This is a genomic window from Sedimenticola hydrogenitrophicus (assembly GCF_025175675.1).
GTDB classification, from domain to species: domain Bacteria; phylum Pseudomonadota; class Gammaproteobacteria; order Chromatiales; family Chromatiaceae; genus Sedimenticola; species Sedimenticola hydrogenitrophicus.
Genome location: NZ_JANIOA010000017.1, coordinates 26,102 through 44,775 on the forward strand (window position 1 = coordinate 26,102; position 18,674 = coordinate 44,775).

Annotated in this window: 16 protein-coding genes; 10 read left to right on the top strand and 6 right to left on the bottom strand. The window is 59.9% G+C overall.

Going from position 1 to position 18,674, the window contains the following annotated elements; all coding sequences use genetic code 11:
• The first annotated feature begins 276 nt into the window (after nt 1-276).
• The 8 genes from NPX02_RS10935 to NPX02_RS10970 all read left to right on the top strand — a co-directional run bounded on the left by NPX02_RS10935 (nt 277) and on the right by NPX02_RS10970 (nt 10,187).
• Entirely contained in the window at nt 277-705 is a 429-nt protein-coding gene (locus NPX02_RS10935; RefSeq protein ID WP_260293602.1) for a hypothetical protein, read from the top strand.
• A 125-nt stretch (nt 706-830) separates the two neighbouring features.
• A complete protein-coding gene (glnE, locus tag NPX02_RS10940; RefSeq protein ID WP_260293603.1) occupies nt 831-3,677 on the top strand; it encodes a bifunctional [glutamate--ammonia ligase]-adenylyl-L-tyrosine phosphorylase/[glutamate--ammonia-ligase] adenylyltransferase in 2,847 nt (948 codons plus the stop codon).
• A 177-nt stretch (nt 3,678-3,854) separates the two neighbouring features.
• A complete protein-coding gene (locus NPX02_RS10945) occupies nt 3,855-4,778 on the top strand; it encodes a branched-chain amino acid transaminase (RefSeq protein WP_260293604.1) in 924 nt (307 codons plus the stop codon).
• The gene (locus tag NPX02_RS10950; RefSeq protein WP_260293605.1) at nt 4,775-5,779 is read left to right on the top strand and encodes a mitochondrial fission ELM1 family protein; all 1,005 of its coding nucleotides are present in this window, start codon (nt 4,775-4,777) and stop codon (nt 5,777-5,779) included. Before NPX02_RS10945 ends, NPX02_RS10950 begins: the two co-directional genes overlap by 4 nt.
• Nucleotides 5,780-5,848: 69 nt before the next feature.
• Entirely contained in the window at nt 5,849-6,736 is an 888-nt protein-coding gene (locus NPX02_RS10955; protein ID WP_260293606.1) for a glycosyltransferase family 9 protein, read from the top strand.
• A gap of 69 nt (nt 6,737-6,805) precedes the next feature.
• The gene (locus NPX02_RS10960) at nt 6,806-7,963 is read left to right on the top strand and encodes a glycosyltransferase family 4 protein (protein ID WP_260293607.1); all 1,158 of its coding nucleotides are present in this window, start codon (nt 6,806-6,808) and stop codon (nt 7,961-7,963) included.
• Complete coding sequence (locus NPX02_RS10965) at nt 7,960-8,973, top strand: glycosyltransferase (RefSeq protein ID WP_260293608.1); 1,014 nt, start codon at nt 7,960-7,962, stop codon at nt 8,971-8,973. Before NPX02_RS10960 ends, NPX02_RS10965 begins: the two co-directional genes overlap by 4 nt.
• A 23-nt stretch (nt 8,974-8,996) precedes the next feature.
• Nucleotides 8,997-10,187, top strand: a complete 1,191-nt coding sequence (locus tag NPX02_RS10970; protein WP_260293609.1) for an O-antigen ligase family protein — start codon at nt 8,997-8,999, stop codon at nt 10,185-10,187.
• 21 nt (nt 10,188-10,208) lie between these two features.
• Here the strand turns inward: NPX02_RS10970 and NPX02_RS10975 are convergent, their stop codons facing one another.
• From NPX02_RS10975 to msbA, 6 genes are all read right to left on the bottom strand, one after another.
• The gene (locus tag NPX02_RS10975; protein ID WP_260293610.1) at nt 10,209-10,796 is read right to left on the bottom strand and encodes a D-sedoheptulose-7-phosphate isomerase; all 588 of its coding nucleotides are present in this window, start codon (nt 10,794-10,796) and stop codon (nt 10,209-10,211) included.
• Nucleotides 10,793-11,584 carry an aldo/keto reductase gene (locus NPX02_RS10980; RefSeq protein ID WP_260293611.1) on the bottom strand — a complete coding sequence of 264 codons (792 nt, stop codon included), beginning with the start codon at nt 11,582-11,584 and terminating at the stop codon, nt 10,793-10,795. Before NPX02_RS10980 ends, NPX02_RS10975 begins: the two co-directional genes overlap by 4 nt.
• Nucleotides 11,581-12,768, bottom strand: a complete 1,188-nt coding sequence (locus NPX02_RS10985; protein ID WP_260293612.1) for an FAD-dependent oxidoreductase — start codon at nt 12,766-12,768, stop codon at nt 11,581-11,583. The genes NPX02_RS10980 and NPX02_RS10985 overlap by 4 nt, the downstream gene beginning before the upstream one ends.
• Nucleotides 12,765-14,210 carry a bifunctional D-glycero-beta-D-manno-heptose-7-phosphate kinase/D-glycero-beta-D-manno-heptose 1-phosphate adenylyltransferase HldE gene (gene hldE / locus NPX02_RS10990; protein ID WP_260293613.1) on the bottom strand — a complete coding sequence of 482 codons (1,446 nt, stop codon included), beginning with the start codon at nt 14,208-14,210 and terminating at the stop codon, nt 12,765-12,767. The genes NPX02_RS10985 and hldE overlap by 4 nt, the downstream gene beginning before the upstream one ends.
• A gap of 301 nt (nt 14,211-14,511) precedes the next feature.
• Nucleotides 14,512-15,441: an LpxL/LpxP family Kdo(2)-lipid IV(A) lauroyl/palmitoleoyl acyltransferase gene (gene lpxL, locus NPX02_RS10995; protein WP_260293614.1), complete on the bottom strand. Its 930-nt coding sequence runs from the start codon at nt 15,439-15,441 to the stop codon at nt 14,512-14,514.
• A gap of 190 nt (nt 15,442-15,631) precedes the next feature.
• Nucleotides 15,632-17,389, bottom strand: a complete 1,758-nt coding sequence (msbA, locus tag NPX02_RS11000) for a lipid A export permease/ATP-binding protein MsbA (RefSeq protein ID WP_260293615.1) — start codon at nt 17,387-17,389, stop codon at nt 15,632-15,634.
• Nucleotides 17,390-17,730: 341 nt separating this feature from the next.
• On the opposite strand from msbA, the gene NPX02_RS11005 reads away from it, so the two are divergent.
• Together NPX02_RS11005 and NPX02_RS11010 are read left to right on the top strand one after the other, a co-directional pair.
• Nucleotides 17,731-18,030 carry a nucleotidyltransferase domain-containing protein gene (locus NPX02_RS11005; RefSeq protein WP_260293616.1) on the top strand — a complete coding sequence of 100 codons (300 nt, stop codon included), beginning with the start codon at nt 17,731-17,733 and terminating at the stop codon, nt 18,028-18,030.
• Nucleotides 18,027-18,545 (top strand): hypothetical protein, encoded by a 519-nt coding sequence (locus tag NPX02_RS11010; protein ID WP_260293617.1) that lies wholly within the window; start codon nt 18,027-18,029, stop codon nt 18,543-18,545. Before NPX02_RS11005 ends, NPX02_RS11010 begins: the two co-directional genes overlap by 4 nt.
• The last annotated feature ends 129 nt before the right edge of the window (nt 18,546-18,674 follow it).

Genomic DNA, 18,674 nt, shown 5'->3' on the forward strand with positions numbered 1-18,674 from the left:
CTCAGGTCCGTAAACGGTACATCCATGTACCACTCCTCACCAATGCTCACGGCGAGATTGACCTGCCTTGCCGGCCTCACGTGATGGCTGCATCAAGATCGACCAACAAGGCAGGCCAATCACTTACACACCGGGTGAGTAAATACATCCCCCAGCATTCCGCGCTGGAACACAGCCATTCGAGTGTAGGGTGGATAAGCCGGTAGGCGCATCCACCATTCACCTTTGCCGGGGGTGGCGGTAGGATGGGCCGATATTGTTGGAATGGATCGTGCCGTGAAAAATACTGATCTTCCGCTGATCGCTATCGAGCCTTTTGTCCGTGAATGCCTCGGTTGTGAATGCCCGGCCCAGGTATCTGAGGTCGTTGAGAATGAGATCCGGGAGTTGCCGGATATCCGTTACCAGCGGCTGCTGGCCGGAGGGCGCTTGCTGGTCTATCTGCTGTCGGATGCCGACTCCGAGCGACTGCCCGAGCGGCTTGACCGGCTGCAGCGGACCGGGATCGCCGAGCGCGACGCGGCCGGCTGCAACCGGCTGCGCATCGTGGTGCCGGGCCGGCCGGGCGCGAATCTGCGCCGGCTATTGAGCGCCCGGTTTGCACAGAATGCCCCGGGTGATGAGAAGGTGCATCTGCATTTTGTGCCGAGGGAGACCCTGGAGCTTTATCTGGGCGATGCTCCGCGACCCTGGCCGGTGTTGTAGGGTGCCGGTGAGCCTGCGAACCGCACCATTGCCGGAGTCCCATTCGACGCGGTTCGTGCTTCTCCGACATACACTCGAACCGGCCATACGACAATCTTTCAATTCAATTCAAATCCGGGAAACCCATGCAGCCATCCGAGTACCCCGCAAAACAGGCAGAAATCAAGTGGCATCACTGGCAGGCCGCGGAGCCGGTGCTGGCGGCGGAACTCCGCGTGGTGGCAGGATTCGAGGCGGAACTGCTGCGGGTCTGGGAGGGGAGCGATTTTGTCGCCCAGTACTGCCTGAAACAGCCCGAACTGCTGATGCGGCTGCAGCGGACAGGTGCCCTGGCGCGCCGCTATGCCGAAGGCGAACTGGATGCCCTGCTAGGCGATAGATTGGGCGCGGTCGCAGATGAGCCGGCACTGCACCGGCAGCTGCGGCGCTTTCGCAACGAGCAGATGGTGCGCATCATCTGGCGGGACCTGTGCCAGGCCGCCCCGCTGGACGAGACCCTGGCCGATCTCTCCGCCCTGGCCGATGCCTGCGTGGCCCGATCGCTCGCGCTGCTCCATGTCTGGGCGACCGAGAAGCACGGTGTCCCTCGCGGCGAGACGGGTGAGCCGCAGTCGCTGGTGGTGCTGGGCATGGGTAAGCTCGGTGCCCGGGAACTCAACCTCTCCTCGGATATCGACCTGATCTTCGCCTATCCCGAGCAGGGCGAGACGGACGCCGTCCGCCCGCTCTCCAACGAACAGTTTTTCATCCGCCTCTGCCAGCAGCTGGTCAAGGCGCTCAACAGCCAGACCGCGGATGGCTTCGTGTTCCGGGTGGATGCCCGGCTGCGGCCGTTTGGCGACGCCGGGCCGCTGGCCTTCTCGTTTGACGCCATGGAGACCTATTACCAGTCCCACGCCCGGGAGTGGGAGCGCTACGCCATGATCAAGGCACGGGTGGTGGCGGGCGATGCGGCGGCCGGACGGGAGGTCATGGCCATGCTGCAGCCGTTCATCTACCGCCGCTATCTCGATTTCGGCGCGATCGAGTCGATCCGCGACATGAAGCGATTGATCAGCCGTGAGCTGAAGCGCAAGGGCATGGCCGATAATGTGAAGCTGGGCCCCGGTGGTATCCGCGAGATCGAATTCATCGGCCAGGCCTTTCAGCTGATTCGCGGTGGCCGTGAGCCCGAACTGCAGATCCGCCCCATCCTGCCGGTGCTGCGGGTATTGGGCGAGAAGCAACAGCTGTCGGCCGAAGAGGTGGCGGAGCTGAGCGAGGCCTACCGGTTTCTGCGGCGGGTGGAGAACCGCATTCAGGCGTGGAAGGACCGCCAGACACACCTGCTGCCGGAGAGTGAGGCCGGCCGTCTGCGCATCGCCCGGACCATGGGATTTGCCGATTGGGCGTCGTTCTTCGCGGTCCTGGAGCGGCATCGGCTGCGGGTCCAGGCCCACTTCGACAACGTCTTCGCGCTCAGCGAGGAGGTGGTGGCGGAGTCCCCACTACAGGCGCTCTGGGAGCAGGAGCTGGAGGATGAACAGGCCGTCGCGCTGCTGGAGCAGTCGGGCTATGCCGCTGGCGCGACGGTGCTGGCCCGGCTGGAAGCGTTCCGCGAGGGGCATGCCTGTCGCCGCCTGGGGCAGCGCGGCCGGCATCGCCTGGAAGAGCTGATGCCGGTGCTGCTGGAGGCGGTGGCGCAATCCCCGGTACCGGATGTGACCCTGGAACGGATATTGAAAATTCTGGAGTCGATCGCCCGGCGCACCGCCTACCTGGCGCTGCTGGTGGAGAACCCGACCGCCCTGAGCCAACTGGTCAAGCTGGCCGGCATCAGTCCCTGGATCGCCCAGCAGGTGGCCCGTCATCCCCTGTTGCTGGATGAGATGCTGGACCCGCGAAGGCTTTATACCCCGCTGAAACGGGAGGGTCTGGAGGCGGAGTTGGAGACGGCGCTGGCCGCGGTCGATGCCGATGACCTGGAGCAGCAGATGGAGCGGATGCGCCAGTTCACCCAGAGCAACATGCTGCGGGTGGCGGCGGCCGACCTGACCGGGGGGATCCCGCTGATGGTGGTGAGCGACTACCTGACCGAGATCGCCGAGACCGTCACCCGCAAGGTGCTGGAACAGGCGTGGGATTGCCTGGTCGCCAAGCATGGCCGGCCGAGTAATGTGGTCGGCGACGGCAAGGGCTTCGCGGTGATCGGCTATGGCAAACTTGGCGGCATCGAGCTGGGCTACGGCTCCGATCTGGATATGGTGTTCCTGCACGGCAACGACAACCCGAACGGCATGACTGACGGCGAGCGCCCGATCGCCAACGACCTGTTCTATGCCCGCCTGGGGCAGCGCATGATCCACATGTACACCACCCGGACCCCGGCCGGGACCCTGTACGAGGTGGATATGCGGCTGCGCCCCAATGGCAATTCCGGCATGCTGGTCAGCTCGCTGGAGGCGTTTGAGCAGTACCAGAAAAATGCCGCCTGGACCTGGGAACATCAGGCGCTGCTGCGGGCCCGGGCGGTGGCCGGCGACACGGAGGTGATCGAGCGGTTCCAGCGCCTCCGCCGCGAGGTGCTGGGGCGCGAGCGCGACCCGGAACGGCTGCGCGAGGATGTGCGCGAGATGCGCGAGAAGATGCGCGCCGCACTGGACAAGAGCAAGGACGGGCATTTTGATATAAAGCAGGGCGCTGGCGGTATCGCGGATATTGAATTTATGGTTCAATACGGCGTTCTGCGCTGGGCACACAAACACCCCGATCTGCTTGATTGGACAGATAATATTCGCCTGCTGGACACACTTGCAGGGCATCGTCTGTTTACCGGGGAAGTGGCGGAACAGCTGGCCGGGAATTACCGAGCGCTGCGCGCCGCCTACCATCGCAAGGCGCTGAGCGAGCTGCCCGGGCTGGTTTCCGGTGATGAGCTGTTGCAGGAGCGGGCGCAGGTGTGGGCGCTGTGGCAGCGGTTGATGACGGCGTGACAGATCAATTTTTGCAATATTGAGTTGAGTGGACAAGCCAGGTGTCGGAGTCAAGCCGATTGGAATGGATCGATTAATTTCCGACAATAGACGGCTTGACTCCGACACCTCCCAATCTGGTGCAGATAGGGTCAAGTAGCTACATTTTTACAATATTGAATTGAGTGGAGAGATCAGATGGCGAATTTCGCGGACCGCGACGGCTGGATTTGGCTGGACGGCGAGATGGTGCCCTGGCGCGAGGCCAAGGTGCATGTGTTAACCCACACCCTGCATTACGGTCTGGGCGTGTTCGAGGGAGTCCGCGCCTACAAGACGACCCAGGGACCGGCGATCTTCAAGCTGGCGGAGCACACCCGGCGGCTATTCCAGTCGGCCCACATCATGGGCATGAAAATGCCCTATGACGAGGCCACCCTGAACCAGGCGCAGATCGACGTGGTGCGCGAGAACGGCCTCGATTCCGCCTACCTGCGGCCGCTCTGTTTCTACGGCTCCGAGGGCATGGGCATCCGCGCCGACAGTCTCGCCGTGCACGTGATGATCGCCGCCTGGGAGTGGGGCGCCTATCTGGGCGAGGATAACCTGAAGAACGGCATCCGCATCCGCGTCTCCTCCTACACCCGCCACCAGGTCAACTCCATGATGTGCAAGGCCAAGGCCACCGGCAACTACATCAACTCCATGCTGGCGCTGCAGGAGGCGGTGAACGACGGCTATGACGAGGCGCTGATCCTGGATGCCAGCGGCTATGTGATGGAGGGTTCCGGCGAGAACTTCTTCCTGGTCAAGGACGGCGTCATCTATACCCCCGACCTCACCTCGGCACTGAACGGCATTACCCGCAAGACCATCTTCTCCTTTTCCGAGGAGCTGGGTATTCCGATTGTGGAAAAACGCATCACCCGCGATGAGGTGTATATCGCCGACGAGGCGTTCTTCACCGGCACCGCCGCCGAGGTAACCCCGATCCGCGAGGTGGACAATCGCACCATCGGCGGCGGCAGCCGTGGCCCGATCACCGAGAAACTGCAGACCATGTATTTCGATCAGGTGCATGGTCGCCGCGCCGAGCATCCGGAGTGGCTCAGCTACGTGTGACGGCCCCTCAGGAACAGAAAACAGGTGATGGTAAGCCGCTGGTGATCTGGCGGCTCACCGACGGCAAGCCGGGGCATGAGAACCAGTCGCTCGGCCTGTCCAATGCCCTGGCCCGACGGCTGGCGGTCACGCGACACGACATCCCGGCCGGCGGTCGGCTCACCGCCTGGATACACTGGCTGAGCGGACGCTTCCCTTCCGGACATGGACTGCCACCACCGGACCTGATCATCGGCGCCGGTCATCAAACCCACCTGGGCCTGCTGGCGGCACGGCGGGCCTTCGGCGGCCGGGCGGTGGTGATCATGAAGCCAACACTGCCGCGCCGGCTGTTCGACCTCTGCGTGATCCCGGAACATGACGGCGTATCGGGGGACAACGTGTTCCTCACCCGGGGCGTGATGAATACCATTGCTCCCGGTAGGAGCGCCTCTGGCCTGAAACAACCTGGTGACGAATCTGCGCCCACGGAGCCGGTCGACAACGCATCCGCGCGGGAGGATGCGCCGCAGACACTGATCCTGCTGGGCGGGACATCCCCGCACTACAAATGGCGGGACGAGGTGGTGTTAAATCAGGTCGAGGCCATCGTGCGGCAGCAGCCCGCGGAGCGGTTTCTCCTCAGCGACTCACGCCGTACACCGGCCGGCTGCATGGAAAAAATCGCCGCCCTGCGGCTGGCCAATCTCAGCCTGATCCCCTGGCGGCAGACCGGCCCGGGCTGGGTGGCGGAGCAGCTGGGGCTGAGTCATGCCGTCTGGGTGAGCGAGGATTCGGTCTCCATGGTCTACGAGGCGCTCACCTCGGGTGCCGCGGTGGGGCTGATCACCCTGGAGCAGAACAAACCTGGCCGCATCAGCGGAGGCGTGGAGCGATTGGTCACCGAAGGGTGGGTGACGCCCTTTGGACACTGGCGGGAAGCGGGCGGATATGCCCGTTCGCCCGGCGTGTTTGATGAGGCCGCCCGGTGTGCGGCGTGGATGGTGGAACAGTGGTTGTAGCGGAACGTGTCTGCCTATTACCTCCCCGGGATCCGGCTGGCAGCGCGTCGTAGGATAGAGTCGTCTGATATGAAAAAGGTGGGAATCATCCGTTTTAGTGCGTTGGGCGACATTGCCTCCACAATACCGGTGGTGCGGGCATGCAGGTATCCCCCCGTGCTCATCACCTCCCCTCTGGGGAAAACGCTTTACGAAGATGAATGTGAGTCGTTTCTCATCATGCGTGACAAGCGCGTCACGGAAGCCCTTAGGTTGTTGAGGGCGTTGTGGCGTAGCCGTTTTGACATGATTGTGGACCTGCAGAGTAATGATCGCAGTAAAATGCTCACCGCCTTGGCGATGACGCCGCGAGTCAACTCCATCGGTATAAATCAGCAACAACAGACGACAAAAATTCTGTCGGATATCGCCCAGAGAAGCGACTGCTTTTATCCGCTGGACGTGACCCCCGAGAAACGCGAACAGAGTTACATCGTGCTGAATGTGGGTTCGAGCGAGAAGTGGCGTTCCAAACGGCTTCCAGACCATAAATGGGTTGAATTTTCACGGCTGTTGCTGGATCGCTTTGGTCTGCCGTTTGTAATGACCGGCAGCGAAGAAGAGCGTGAATATGTTCAGCACATCGCTCGGCTGGTCCCCGGAAAGGTCGAGGTTTTGGCTGGAAAAACAACCATTCAGGAATTGAAAAAGTTACTCAAGGAGGCCTGTCTGACAATATCCACCGACTCGGGGCCGATGCATCTCTCGGCAGTGCAAAAGACCCCGACCATTGGACTGTTCGGTGCCACCAACTGGGTCAAGTCCGCTCCTTTCGGCCCCTGGAGTGTGGCTCTGTATGATCATGTTTACTACGCGGATGGGCGGCCGCCATCCGGTAGTCGGCTAATTGTTGATGATTATTACAGTAACATCCGTATTGAGGAGGGGCTTGAGGCCCTGAGGCAGGTATTGTGTTAGTGGTTCACTGGGGCGTGTCCCCGCGCGGATGGTTTCTGCCTGCAGCGCCATCCCACCCAAAAAAGCAGTGTGGCAATCTTTTTACGGGTCTATTTCCCGCTGCGAGATGATGTTGCAAACACCTTGGCTACAAATATGAAAATTATTCAATTATTGCCTGAATTGAACGAAGGGGGCGTGGAACGTGGTGTTGTGGAGCTCAACCGTGAGTTCGTAAAACGAGGGCACACCAGCATTGTAATCAGTAATGGCGGAAGGCTGGTTCCAATGATTTCTGCAGCAGGTGGGGAGCACATTACCCTTGATGTCTGTAGTAAAAATCCACTGTCGGTTCCGTTTCGCAGTTACAAGCTGAGCAAGCTGTTTGACCAGCTGCAACCCGATATCATTCATGCCAGAAGCCGGGTTCCGGCGTGGCTTTGTCACTTTGCCAACCATAACCGGCGTTTCCCTTTTATAACCACGGTTCATGGAATGAACAGCATCAGTCGCTATAGCCGGATCATGACGACGGGTGACCGGGTGATCTGTGTCAGTGAGGTGATCAAGGGGTATCTGCTGGAAAACTACCCGGACCTTAACGGTGAAAAACTGCATGTGATACAGCGTGGCGTGGATATGCAGCTGTTTGACCCGGAGGCGGTCGATAGGGAGGTTGTCGACGAATTCAGGCGTCAGCTCGGACTGATTGATGCCTTTATTGTCGGCAGTGTAGGGCGCATCACCTACCTGAAGGATTATGAAACCTTCATTGCCGCGATTGCACAATGTACCGAGTCAATTCCGAATATACGCGGCGTTATCGTCGGAGGGGTAAGGGCGGACAAGCAGGAGTATCTGGCTGGCTTGAAACAGCTGGCGACCTCGCTGGGGGTTGCAGAGCGTATTGTTTTTGCCGGCAGCCAGAGTCGTATGCCGGAGATCTATAACCTGTTTGATGTGATGGTCAACGCGTCGCTTAAGATGGGTAATGTCGGGCGTACCGTAACAGAAGGGCTGGCAATGAATACGCCGGTCATCGCCACCACTTTTGCAGGGTTGCGCAATCTGGTGGTTGATAATGTGAATGGCTATATTATCAACAATCAGGATGTGGATGGCCTCGCGAAGAGCATAGAAAAATTATACAGAACGCCAATACGGAGCACGCGCTCGACCGTTGATCCGGAATTCACCCTCGACGCCATGGTGGAGAAGACACTCACTATCTACGGGCAGGTGTTATGAAGGTATGCCACTTCATCGCATCACGTGGTCTTGGCCGGGGTGAGTTCTATGTGGATCTCGTCAATGAGCTGTCGGGTCTGTGCGATATTACATTGATGATTCCAGAGGGTGCCCGTTATCTGGATAGGGTTTCAAGTGCTGTTTCTGTTTGTCAGTATCAGCATAAAAATTCCAGAAAAAATCCACTGCTTTTATGGGAGCTGGGAAAGCAGTTCAAATCCCTCAAGCCGGATATCGTGCATACCCATTTTGGTAAGGCGACAGGGATATTTCGCTTTCTCAACAGAGTGCTGCACCTGCCGCACGTGGCGACGAAACACAATCCGCGGAAAGGACGGGTTTTTGATCGGCTGGCTCATGTCATTGCCGTTTCTGATCAGGTAAGGGCAACGATTAAAAATTCGCGTGTGCACGTCATACACAATGCAATAACCGCCGTCCCTATTACGCATAGAAAGTGCCGCCCCGCGAGGTTCACCCTGATGGCGGTCGGCAGGCTGGATCCGATCAAGGGTTTCGATCTGCTACTGAAAGATATCGCCAGGCTGGAGTTCGATTTTCTGCTCAAGATTATCGGTTCAGGACCAGAAAAGCAGCACCTCATGGACCTCGTCTCAACGCTGGGGCTTACCGGTCGCGTTGAGTTGTTGGGCTATCGGGAAGATATTCCGCAACAGTTGAATGAGGCGGATCTGGTCGTTATCAGTTCGCGCAGCGAGGGTGGCCCGGTGGTCGCTTTGGAAACGCTGTTTTATGGAAATTTGCTGATCTCCACTCCGGTAGGTATCGTGCCTGAGATTTTGCCCGCTGATCTGTTGGTCGAGCAGGGTGGTTTTGCAGAAAAAATAGAGCAGGTTTATCGCGATTATACGTACTACGCACAACTGTTCAGCCGGCTGCAACAAACACATCAGCGGGATTTTTTACTCTCAACTATCGCGGCTCAGCATATCGAACTATATAGCAACATGCTGGGTTGTAGTATGACGTTAGAACATAATAAACATTAAGCGTGCGGGGACAGATTTGCAGCATGTATTCTGATTTGCAGGGCAGTATCAAACAAACCTCCGGGATTGCCGGTTGGTTCATGCGTCACGCGCTTCTGTTACCCGTGGTGGTGATGGCGAGTTATCACATCGGCAGGGGAATGGGTGATTCACTGCAGCTGCTCTATCTGTTGTGTGGTCTCTATGCATTAAGAAACATGCATATCGGGCCCCACCGGCGGCTTGTCTATCTGCTTGTACTGTTGCTCGGCATGATGTTGCTATCGGCGCTCTATCCTGAATTTTCAGCACGGAGTTTGAAGTATTGGGTACTTTATGCGTTGTCCGGGTTGGTGCTGGTCTTTACCGTCGGTGCCTCTCCGCCGGAGCGGCAGCAGCCCGATTATCGATTGATGGCATGGATCCCGATCGCGCTGCTGGCGGGTTTTACGATCAAACTAGGGTATCTCTTTTTCTTCGCTAAGAGTTTTGATCCCGCCACCCAGATCAACGGCATGATTCTGGCGGCGTTATCGCCGCTGGTTTTTCTTGTTGGCAGGCCTGAAAAATATGCACGGGTTACTATATATGCTCTGTTTTACCTGACGGCCCTGCTGGCCTTGTCCGCTGCCGATAGCAGAACCGAATTGCTGATGCTGCTGTCGGGCGGTGCTTTTTTCGTCGCCATGTATACCAGAAGACTCACCGCGCTGTTTATTATCATACCCTTCGTGTTGGTCGTGGCCATAGCAGCTGACAGTTATCTGTTCAGATCGCAAGGCTTGACCTTCAGTGGTGACACTTTTCAATGGCTGGATACGCTCAGTTCCAAACGCCTGAGCATCTGGGTCGGGGCATTATCCCATCCTCCGGAAAACTATTTGACCGGGGTGGGGATGCATCGATCCATTGAGTTTCTCCCTGAACTCGATTACGTCAAGCATCTGCATAACCTGTTTATCGAGATCTGGTTCGAGACCGGTCTGCTGGGTCTGCTGGCCTATCTGGCGCTGGTCTCACTACTGCTGTCCGGATTGCCGCGCGCCTACCGGATGCTGCAGGGTATGGACAGGCGGGTCTATGCGGTATTTTTCGCCTCGGGTATGGCGGCCTTGATCGGGGGGCTGCTGGATAAAGGGTATCTTCATCCGCTGACACGCTATTACATGCTGTTCTGTTTTACGGTGCTCTATCTTTATCACCGGCGTTGCGGTAAAGCCACAGCCGGTGACTGATTAGGACAGGGGGTTTTTCAGTCAGCCAAACAGGGTCTGCTCCAGGGTGTGGCACAGGGCGTGGATGATCACGATATGCTGCTCCTGGATGGTGCCGGTCTCGGCCCCCTTGGCCAGGATGACATGGTCGGCCAGGGCGGCCGCCCGGCCGCCCTGGTGTCCCGACAGCAGGATGCTGGTCAGCCCCTGGGCACGACACCGTTCCAGCGCCCGCAGGATGTTGGGCGAGTTGCCGGAGGTGGTGATGGCGAGGAACAGGTCGCCCGGTTGCATCTTGCCCTCCACCTGGCGGCTGAAGATATGCTCGTAGCCATAATCATTGGCGATGGCGGTCAGAATGGAGCTGTCCACGGTGAACGCTTCCGCCGGCAGGGCCGGGCGCTCCTTGCCGAAGCGGCAGACCAGCTCGGCGGCCAGGTGCTGGGCGTCGGCGGCCGAGCCGCCGTTGCCGGCGATATAGAGGCGTCCACCCTGCCGGTAACAGGCGATAATCGCCTGCATGGCCCGGTCGAAGGCCCCCAGCTGCTCCTGATCCTGCAGTAGCGCCTGCTTGGCCTCGATGGATTTTTCAAGAAACCGTTTCAATTGGTCCGTGTGGCTCGTGTTCATTGCGTGTCGATCTCTTCCAGGACGCGTTCCAGTATCCGCGCATTGTCCCGCAGGTGGTCCGGGTTGATGGTGCCGACAATCATGCCACTGACGCCGGGCTGGGAGAAGACAAAGCGCATCGATTCCTCGACACCCTGTACTCCCGGTATATGGCCGCTCTGCAGGCCCTTCTTGATCAGCACACCTTTATTGTTGGCGGCCGCCGCCTGCAGGACCGGCAGCTCTTGGTTATAGGCGAGGTTGCAGGTGGCCATGACGATGTCCATCTCTTCCACCACCCGCAGTCCGCCCGCGATGCTCTTGCTGGACATGCCGTGGGCGCGGATCAGCCCGCGCTGTTTCAGGGTGCGCAGGGCATCCAGGGCGCCCTCCCGTTCCAGAATGGCGATGTCGTTGCCGTCGGAGTGGATCAGGACGGCATCCAGATAATCGCTGTTGAGGGTGCGCAGGCTCTGCTCCACCACCGCGATGGTGGTCTGGTAGCCGAAGTCGAAGCGCGACTGGCCGCGTTCGAAAAATTCGCCCACCTTGGAGACGATGACCCAGTCACTTCTGGGGCCCGGCAGCAGCCTTCCCAGCCGCTCCTGACTGCTGCCATAAGCGGGCGCGGTGTCGAGCAGGTTGATCCCCAGCGACTGCGCCTGGGCCAGCAGATTGCGCACGTTGCGATCATCCGGAATCTCGAAATGGCTTGGGTATTTGACCTGCTCGTTACGGCCGAATTTGACCGTGCCCAGTCCCAGGGGGCTGATCTTGATACCGGTACGGCCCAGCTCCCGCCAGTTCATCCCGATTGCTCCTGCCAGGGTGGCTGGGCCAATGGTGGTTTCGGTAGCCGCTGCAGGATCTCCGGCTGTGGGGCTGCCGGCTTTACCCCCTGCGATTGCAGCAGTTCGGTGATTTCGCTGGCGAGGCGCGGCGCGAAGGCGAGCTTGGTCGGCCAGGCGGTGATGATCTCCCGGTCACTGTGCAGGTAGCAGCTGTCGGGTCGAAGGCCACTGGCGATCCGCGGTTCCGCCCGTTCGATCATGAGGGAGCGCCAGCGGACACTGCTGAAATCGATCCAGGGCATGGTGGTCCGCAGTTCCTGTTGGGCCATCTCAATCTGCCGCTCGGCGCTCAGGGCGACCCCGTTTTCCGCCAGCTGTCCGCCGATATACCAGACCTGTTCACCATCCGGGAGCGGGTAGCTGGTGATGGTGAGCCGCGGATTGGCCTGGGCACCGAGGCAGTGGGCGTACAGCGGCGGCAGTTGGCCCTGCAGGATCAGCATATGCAGGGGTCTGAGCTGCATGGCCGGGTGTTGCCGACCGAGTTGTTGCAACAAGTCGGCATTGCCCTTGCCGGCGGTCAGGATGATCCGCTGACTCTCCAGGGTGACCCGCTCTCCTCCGCTGTCGACGGTCAGGGTGCGGGGAGTGGCCGGGTTCAGCGTGAGCCCTCCGGGCGGCACCAGCAGGATCCGCTCCCTAATCTGGCCGGCCAATTCCCGGATCAGGGAAGGTATGTCCAGCACCGGCTCATCCAGTTGATAGAGCCGGCCATGGAAGCCTGGGGCATCGAATGGTGCGGGGCGCGAGGGTCCCTCGATCGGCCGCATGCGGCTGCGCATCGCCTTGCCGGCGAAGAAGCCGGCCAGTTGCGAGATGAGGTTGTCCGTCGACCAGAGGTGCTGGTGTTGCGCCAGGACGCGTACCTGGCGCAGATCCAGCGGGCCATCGCCCACCAGGCAGGCGCGCCAGATGCCGGGCATTTCGGCGATCGCCCGAGCCGATTCGTTCAGGTTACCGCGCAGGGCATACTTGGTGCCGCCGTGAATGATGCCCTGGGAGGCGACCGTCTGGATGCCGCCGATGGCCCGGGATTCGATCAGGGCCACCGAATAGCCCTGCCGGGTCAGCGTGGCGGCGCTCCACAGGCCGGCGATACCGCCACCCAGCAGGGTGATGTCGACCTGCACCGTGTCGCTCACGGTGTCTTGCCGTGAAGCTCACTGTCGCGGATGGTCTTGATCATCGCGGTGGTGGAGCAGTCGTCGACAAACTGCATGATCCGCACCTCGCCGCCACTCTCCCGGACACAGCGTGCACCGGGGATCTTGTCGGGATCGTTGTCCCCACCCTTGACCAGGAAATCCGGCTTGAGCCGGCAGATCAGTCGCTCCGGAGTCTCCTCCGAGAACGGCACCACCCAGTCGACACAACCGAGGGCGGCCAGCACCGTCATGCGTCGCCACAGGGTATTGACCGGCCGGTCGGCGCCCTTGAGGGCGCGCACCGTCTCGTCCACATTGACCGCCACGATCAGCCGGTCGCCGAGGCGGCTGGCTTGCTCCAGATAGGTGACGTGTCCGGCATGCAGGATATCGAAACAGCCGTTGGTCATGACAATGGATTCGCCGCGCGCCCGGGCCAGCTCCAACGCCTCCAGCAGTTCCTCTTCCGTGACCGCGCCGGTATGGGCCACCTGCCGCTCCTGCAAGGCATATTTCAGCTCGTCCAGCGTGACCGTGGAGGTGCCCAGCTTGCCCACCACGATGCCGGCTGCGATATTGGCCAGTTGGGTGGCGGCATCCAGCGGCATGCCGCTGGCCAGACCCGTGGCCAGGATGGAGATGACGGTGTCCCCGGCGCCGGTGACGTCGTAGACCTCCTGGGCGTGGGTCGGGTGGTGCCGGGCAGGCCGGCCCCGTTGCAACAGGGTCATGCCCTGTTCGCCCCGGGTGATCAGCAGGGCGTCGAAATCGTACTGCGCCATCAGCGCCACTCCCTTGGCCGCCAGGTCGTCATCGTCGGCCACGCTGCCGGCGACCGCCTCGAACTCGGACAGATTGGGGGTGACCAGGGTGGCGCCCCGGTAGCGTTCAAAGTCGGTGCCCTTGGGGTCGACGATGACCGGCTTTCCGGCCGACCGGGCCAGGCGGATCAGTTCGCCGACCTCCTGAAGCGTGCCTTTGCCATAATCCGACAGGATCACCAGATCGGTCTCGCCAAGCTGCTCCTGGTAGGCGGACGTCAGATCCCGGGTGGCCAGGTTGTTGAAACCATCTTCGAAGTCCAGACGGATCAGCTGTTGCTGGCGGCTGATGATGCGCAACTTGGTGATGGTCGGGCGCAGCTCGTGGCGCTGAAACCGGCAGCTGACTCCTTTGTCGGAGAGCAACTGCTCAAGCTCTTCCGCCTCCCGGTCCTTGCCGGTGATACCGAGCAGGGTGGCCCGGCCCCCAACCGAGGCGATATTCAGGGCCACGTTGCCGGCCCCGCCGGGGCGGGATTCATCCCCCTCGATCCGCACCACCGGTACCGGCGCCTCGGGTGAAATGCGGTGGGTGCCGCCGTGCCAGTAACGGTCCAGCATGACATCGCCGGCGACGAGTATGTGTACGGGTGTGAAGTCCGGGAGATCAAGTGACATGTGCGATCAGACAGGCCGTGAAAACAGAGCTGTGAATATACCACAAGCCGCCATTGCCCCCTATATCCAGTAGTCGACGGCTGTCAGCTAGCCACGGAAAGCGTGTCTTCCGTGGCCAATGATGTATAGCCTGTGCGCGCCCGATTCGGAAAACTTTTTCACCACAAAGTCACAAAGTACACTAATGAATGCCTTTCTCTTGAAGGTTTTGTGAGCTTGGTGCCTTTGTGGTGGGGCTGTTCAGCCACGGAAAACACGGAAAGTTTTTTCAGTGTCTTCGGTGTTCTTCCGTGGCCAACACTCAATAGAGCGACGGCTCTCCCGGCGGGCGCGTCTTGAATCGCCGGTGAATCCAGAAATACTGTTCCGGTGCTTCCAGAATCGCCTGCTCCAGCAGGGCATTGATGCGCAGGGTGTCCTGTTCATCATCGCCGGTGGCGAAACCCTCCAGGGGGGGGTGTACCTTGATGAGGTAGGTGCCGTCCGCCCGGCGTCTCGGAAAATAGGGTATTACCACCGCCTTGCCCATGGCGGCGAAACGTGACGTGGCGGTAATGGTTGCCGCCGGGATGCCAAACAACGGGATGAACAGGGCGTGCTCCAGGCCGTAGTTCTGGTCATAGGCGTAGAAAACCATCTCTCCCCGGCGCAGGCAGCGGGTCATGGTCCGGATATCATCCCGGGTAAATATGGGGCCAAGACGGCGGCTGCGGGCACGCAGCAGCAGCAGGTCCATGAGCGGGTTTTTCATCGGACGGTACATGGCCCCCGTCCGGTTGAACAGACCGAGCATGTGTCCTGTCAGCTCCATCATGCTGAAATGACCGGTGACCATAAGCACCCCGGATCCCCCCGCTTTGGCGTGTTGGATGTGCTCGAGGCCCTCGATCTCCACCCGGCTCCTCAGTTGCTCGTCGCTGCCCCACCAGGAGAGTGCGGTTTCAAAAATACCCATGCCAATCGCCTCGAAATGGTCTCGAAGCAGCTGTTTCTGCTGTTCCGGCGATAGCTCGGGAAAGCAGAGCCGGATGTTGGTGCGGGCGATATTGACGCGCCGTGACAGCAGCTGTTGCGCCAGTCGGCCCAGTTGCCGGCCGATACCCAGTTGAATGGTGAAGGGCAGCAGACTGAGCAACCGCAGCATGCCCAGCCCGGCCCAGGTGGGCCAGAATCGGGGATGGATAAACCGTTGCCAGGGGAATCGGCCTTGGGGTTTTGTTTGCGCCGTCATGCGTACATGTTTCCATGGATGGAAGATGTGCTCGGCTGAGGTGTGGCGCTGTAGTTCCGCAGGGCCCCCTCGTTCCCACGCTCTGCGTGGGAACGCATACCAATGCTCTGCGTGGGAACGAGGAGCCCTACGGGTTTGGTCTGTGATGCGTATCCTGCAGCCGTCCGGACTCTGTTCTTCATAAACCGCATTACCCAGCAGAAAACTGCAACTGGTGGAGTTTTTTATACAGCCCCTGCTGCGCCAGCAGTTCACGATGGGAGCCGGTTTCGACGATGCGGCCATCCTTCAGTACCACAATGCGGTCGGCGTTCTCGATAGTGGAGAGCCGGTGGGCGATGGTGAGGGTGGTGCGGCCGGATCTGAGCCGTTCCATCGCCTCCTGGATCAGCTGCTCGGACTCGGTATCCAGGGCGGAAGTGGCCTCGTCCAGAATCAGGATCGGTGCGTCCTTGAGCAGGGCGCGGGCAATGGCCAGGCGCTGGCGCTGGCCGCCGGAGAGCCGGACGCCGTTGTCCCCGATGGTGGTGTCGAACCCTTCCGGCATCTGCTCGATGAACGCCAGGGCGTTGGCGGCCCGGGCGGCCTCCCGTACCTGCTCATCCGTGGCATTGCTGTTGATTCCATAGGCGATATTGGCGCGGACACTGTCGTTGAACAAAAACACGTCCTGGGAGACCAGGGAGACGTTGGCCCGCAACACCGACAGGGGCAGGTTGCTGATATCCATCCCGTCGATCAGGATCTGCCCCCGGCTGGGGCGGTAAAACAGCGGGATCAGGCTCGCCAGGGTGGTCTTGCCGCTGCCGGAGGGGCCGACCAGGGCGATATTTTCGCCGGGGGCGACGGTCAGCTGGATATCTCCCAGGGTAGGGGTGGTCTCGGTGCCATCGCCCGGCGCCCCGTTGGGTTCGTAACGAAACTCCAGGCTGCGCCACTCCAACAGGCCTTTGGGTGACGGCAGATCGGCCGTGCCCTGGTCCTGTTCCGCGGGCTCATCGAGCAGCTCAAACACGCTCTCCGCGGCAGCCAGTCCGCGCTGCAGCTCATTATTGATACTGGTGAGCTTCTTCAGGGGCGAAAGGATCATCGCCATGGCGCCGAAGAAGGCGACAAATTCACCCACGGTGAAACCCCCGGCCGCCGACTGCTGCGCCGACAGATAAGCCATCAGCGCCAGACCGCAAACCGCCACCAGCTGGTTCACCTGAACGCTGCCGTTGTGGGCCAGCACCGCCTTCATTTTGAACTGACGCACCTTGTTGGCCGAGTCGAAGAAACGGCGTGCCTCGTGCGCCTGGCCGCCGAACAGCTTGATCACCTTGTTGCCGGTGATCACCTCCTCCAGTACGTGAGTCATCTCTCCCATGCGCTTCTGCAGGGCGCGGTTGATGGTACGTAAGCGCTTGCTAACCACGCGGACGAAAAAGGCCACGGCCGGGATCAGGGCGAAGGCGATCAGGGTCAGCTTCCAGTTGAGGTAGAGCATCAGGCCCAACAGGCCGAGGATGGAAAGGGTGTCCCGAATCAATGTGACGATCACATAGGAGGCGGAGCTGGTGAGCTGCTCCACATTGTAGGTCACCTTGGACAGCACCACTCCGGCTGAATTGTTGTCGTAGAAGCGGGTCGGCAGGACCAGCAGTTTCTGCAGCATCAGTTCCCGCAGATTGAACACCACCCGGGTCGCCACCGACTCCATGGCCACCGAACTGACAATGGTCGCCAACCCCTGAACCAGGGCCAGCCCGATCAGCAACAGCGGGACCAGGATGATCATCCGCGGGTCCTTCTCGACAAAGCTGCCGTCCAGCAGCGGCTTCATCAGGTAGGGCATGGCGGGCTGGGTGGCGGCCAGTACGATGGTCCCCAGTATGGAGACCAGGAATATCCGCCAGTGCGGGCGGACATAGCGCAGGAGTCTTTTGTACTGGGCGAGGGAAGTCATGGAAAAGAGGCGTTAACCTGGGTGAATTTTTTAAGTAATTGTTTAAAAAGGGAGTATTTGAAAAACAGTTGCGCGCATGATAACCGAAAAGCCATGTGGCATGCACCGGTTTTTCGGAAAGTACCGGATATCGTTTTACGCCATCTGGGGTATCCTCAGTCGATCTTCCAAAGAATTACTCGCAAAACTTCCATTAGCGTACCATCCGCAGGTAGGATATCGCAGAGGATCAATCATCTCTGTCATGTTGCCATGATGGGAGTGTTCGCCGGATCCTGGTTGTTCAGCATATCCACGACTGACCTACCGGTTTAACGAACCATGAGGCCTTCTGCGAACCAATGCGCCTGTCCAGTCAAACACGAAAGACAATTCGCGATACCGTGAACGAAATATTCGGCGCGGATGCGGCTGTCATGTTGTTTGGGTCCAGAGTCGATGACACGGCGCGTGGCGGGGACCTGGACTTACTGGTGCGGTCGGACAAGCCAGTTCAGCAACGTGAACGAAAAGCATTGCAACTTGTCGCCAGATTGCAACTCCGTTTGGGTGACCAGCCGATTGACGTCCTGGTGCTCGATCCCGAAACGACCTATCAACCAATACATGAAGAGGCGCTCCGCACAGGTGTGAGGTTATGACGACAAGCAGCATCCTGCCGGTTGACCGCTTTCTCCTGACCCTGGATATCGTCTCACGCGAAGGCGGTCACCTGGCCTACAGCTGGAATAGACTTTATCAACATCAGGTCATCGACGTGGCGTGGGTAAATAGTCTGGAAACCCATCCGGAACTGGCCGAGCGCCTGGAAGCCTTCATATCGCGCTTTGGCCGCATGCAGGACACCATTGCAGACAAACTCTTGCCACGTTGGCTGATGGCCTTGGCGGAGACTCCCGGAAGCCAGATCGAAACCCTCAATCGCGCCGAGAGGCTCGGTGTGATCGAAAACGTTGAGCATTGGCTCGAAGCGAGAAAGCTGCGTAATAAATGGGTCCACGAATACATGGAGAGTGCGGAGACCTTCGCAGAAGACCTCATGCTGGGAAAGGAGTATGCCTTGATACTGTTGGACAGCTTCAACCGTCTGCGTGAGTTCGCGGCTGTCAGGATGGGTATCAAAGAGGCGCAATTACCGAAGTCTCTCCAGTTATAGAGGCCCGGACACAAAGGTTTTCGTAGGAGCGCCTCTGGCGCGAAAGCTTTTCGTAGCGAACACACTCCTCTGGGCCAGCGCTGCGCCCACGACGGCGCAGCCAGGGAAATAAAGTAGTGTTTAGGCCCC

What these genes read in the sequence shown, in the direction of transcription:
- hldE (WP_260293613.1), bottom strand. Translation starts at nt 14,210, where the DNA reads ATGTCACTTGATCTCCCGGACTTCACACCCGTACACATACTCGTCGCC.
- NPX02_RS10945 (WP_260293604.1), top strand. Translation starts at nt 3,855, where the DNA reads ATGGCGAATTTCGCGGACCGCGACGGCTGGATTTGGCTGGACGGCGAG.
- glnE (WP_260293603.1), top strand. Translation starts at nt 831, where the DNA reads ATGCAGCCATCCGAGTACCCCGCAAAACAGGCAGAAATCAAGTGGCAT.
- msbA (WP_260293615.1), bottom strand. Translation starts at nt 17,389, where the DNA reads ATGACTTCCCTCGCCCAGTACAAAAGACTCCTGCGCTATGTCCGCCCG.
- NPX02_RS10955 (WP_260293606.1), top strand. Translation starts at nt 5,849, where the DNA reads ATGAAAAAGGTGGGAATCATCCGTTTTAGTGCGTTGGGCGACATTGCC.
- NPX02_RS10970 (WP_260293609.1), top strand. Translation starts at nt 8,997, where the DNA reads ATGTATTCTGATTTGCAGGGCAGTATCAAACAAACCTCCGGGATTGCC.
- NPX02_RS11010 (WP_260293617.1), top strand. Translation starts at nt 18,027, where the DNA reads ATGACGACAAGCAGCATCCTGCCGGTTGACCGCTTTCTCCTGACCCTG.
- NPX02_RS10980 (WP_260293611.1), bottom strand. Translation starts at nt 11,584, where the DNA reads ATGAACTGGCGGGAGCTGGGCCGTACCGGTATCAAGATCAGCCCCCTG.
- NPX02_RS10965 (WP_260293608.1), top strand. Translation starts at nt 7,960, where the DNA reads ATGAAGGTATGCCACTTCATCGCATCACGTGGTCTTGGCCGGGGTGAG.
- NPX02_RS11005 (WP_260293616.1), top strand. Translation starts at nt 17,731, where the DNA reads ATGCGCCTGTCCAGTCAAACACGAAAGACAATTCGCGATACCGTGAAC.
- NPX02_RS10975 (WP_260293610.1), bottom strand. Translation starts at nt 10,796, where the DNA reads ATGAACACGAGCCACACGGACCAATTGAAACGGTTTCTTGAAAAATCC.
- lpxL (WP_260293614.1), bottom strand. Translation starts at nt 15,441, where the DNA reads ATGACGGCGCAAACAAAACCCCAAGGCCGATTCCCCTGGCAACGGTTT.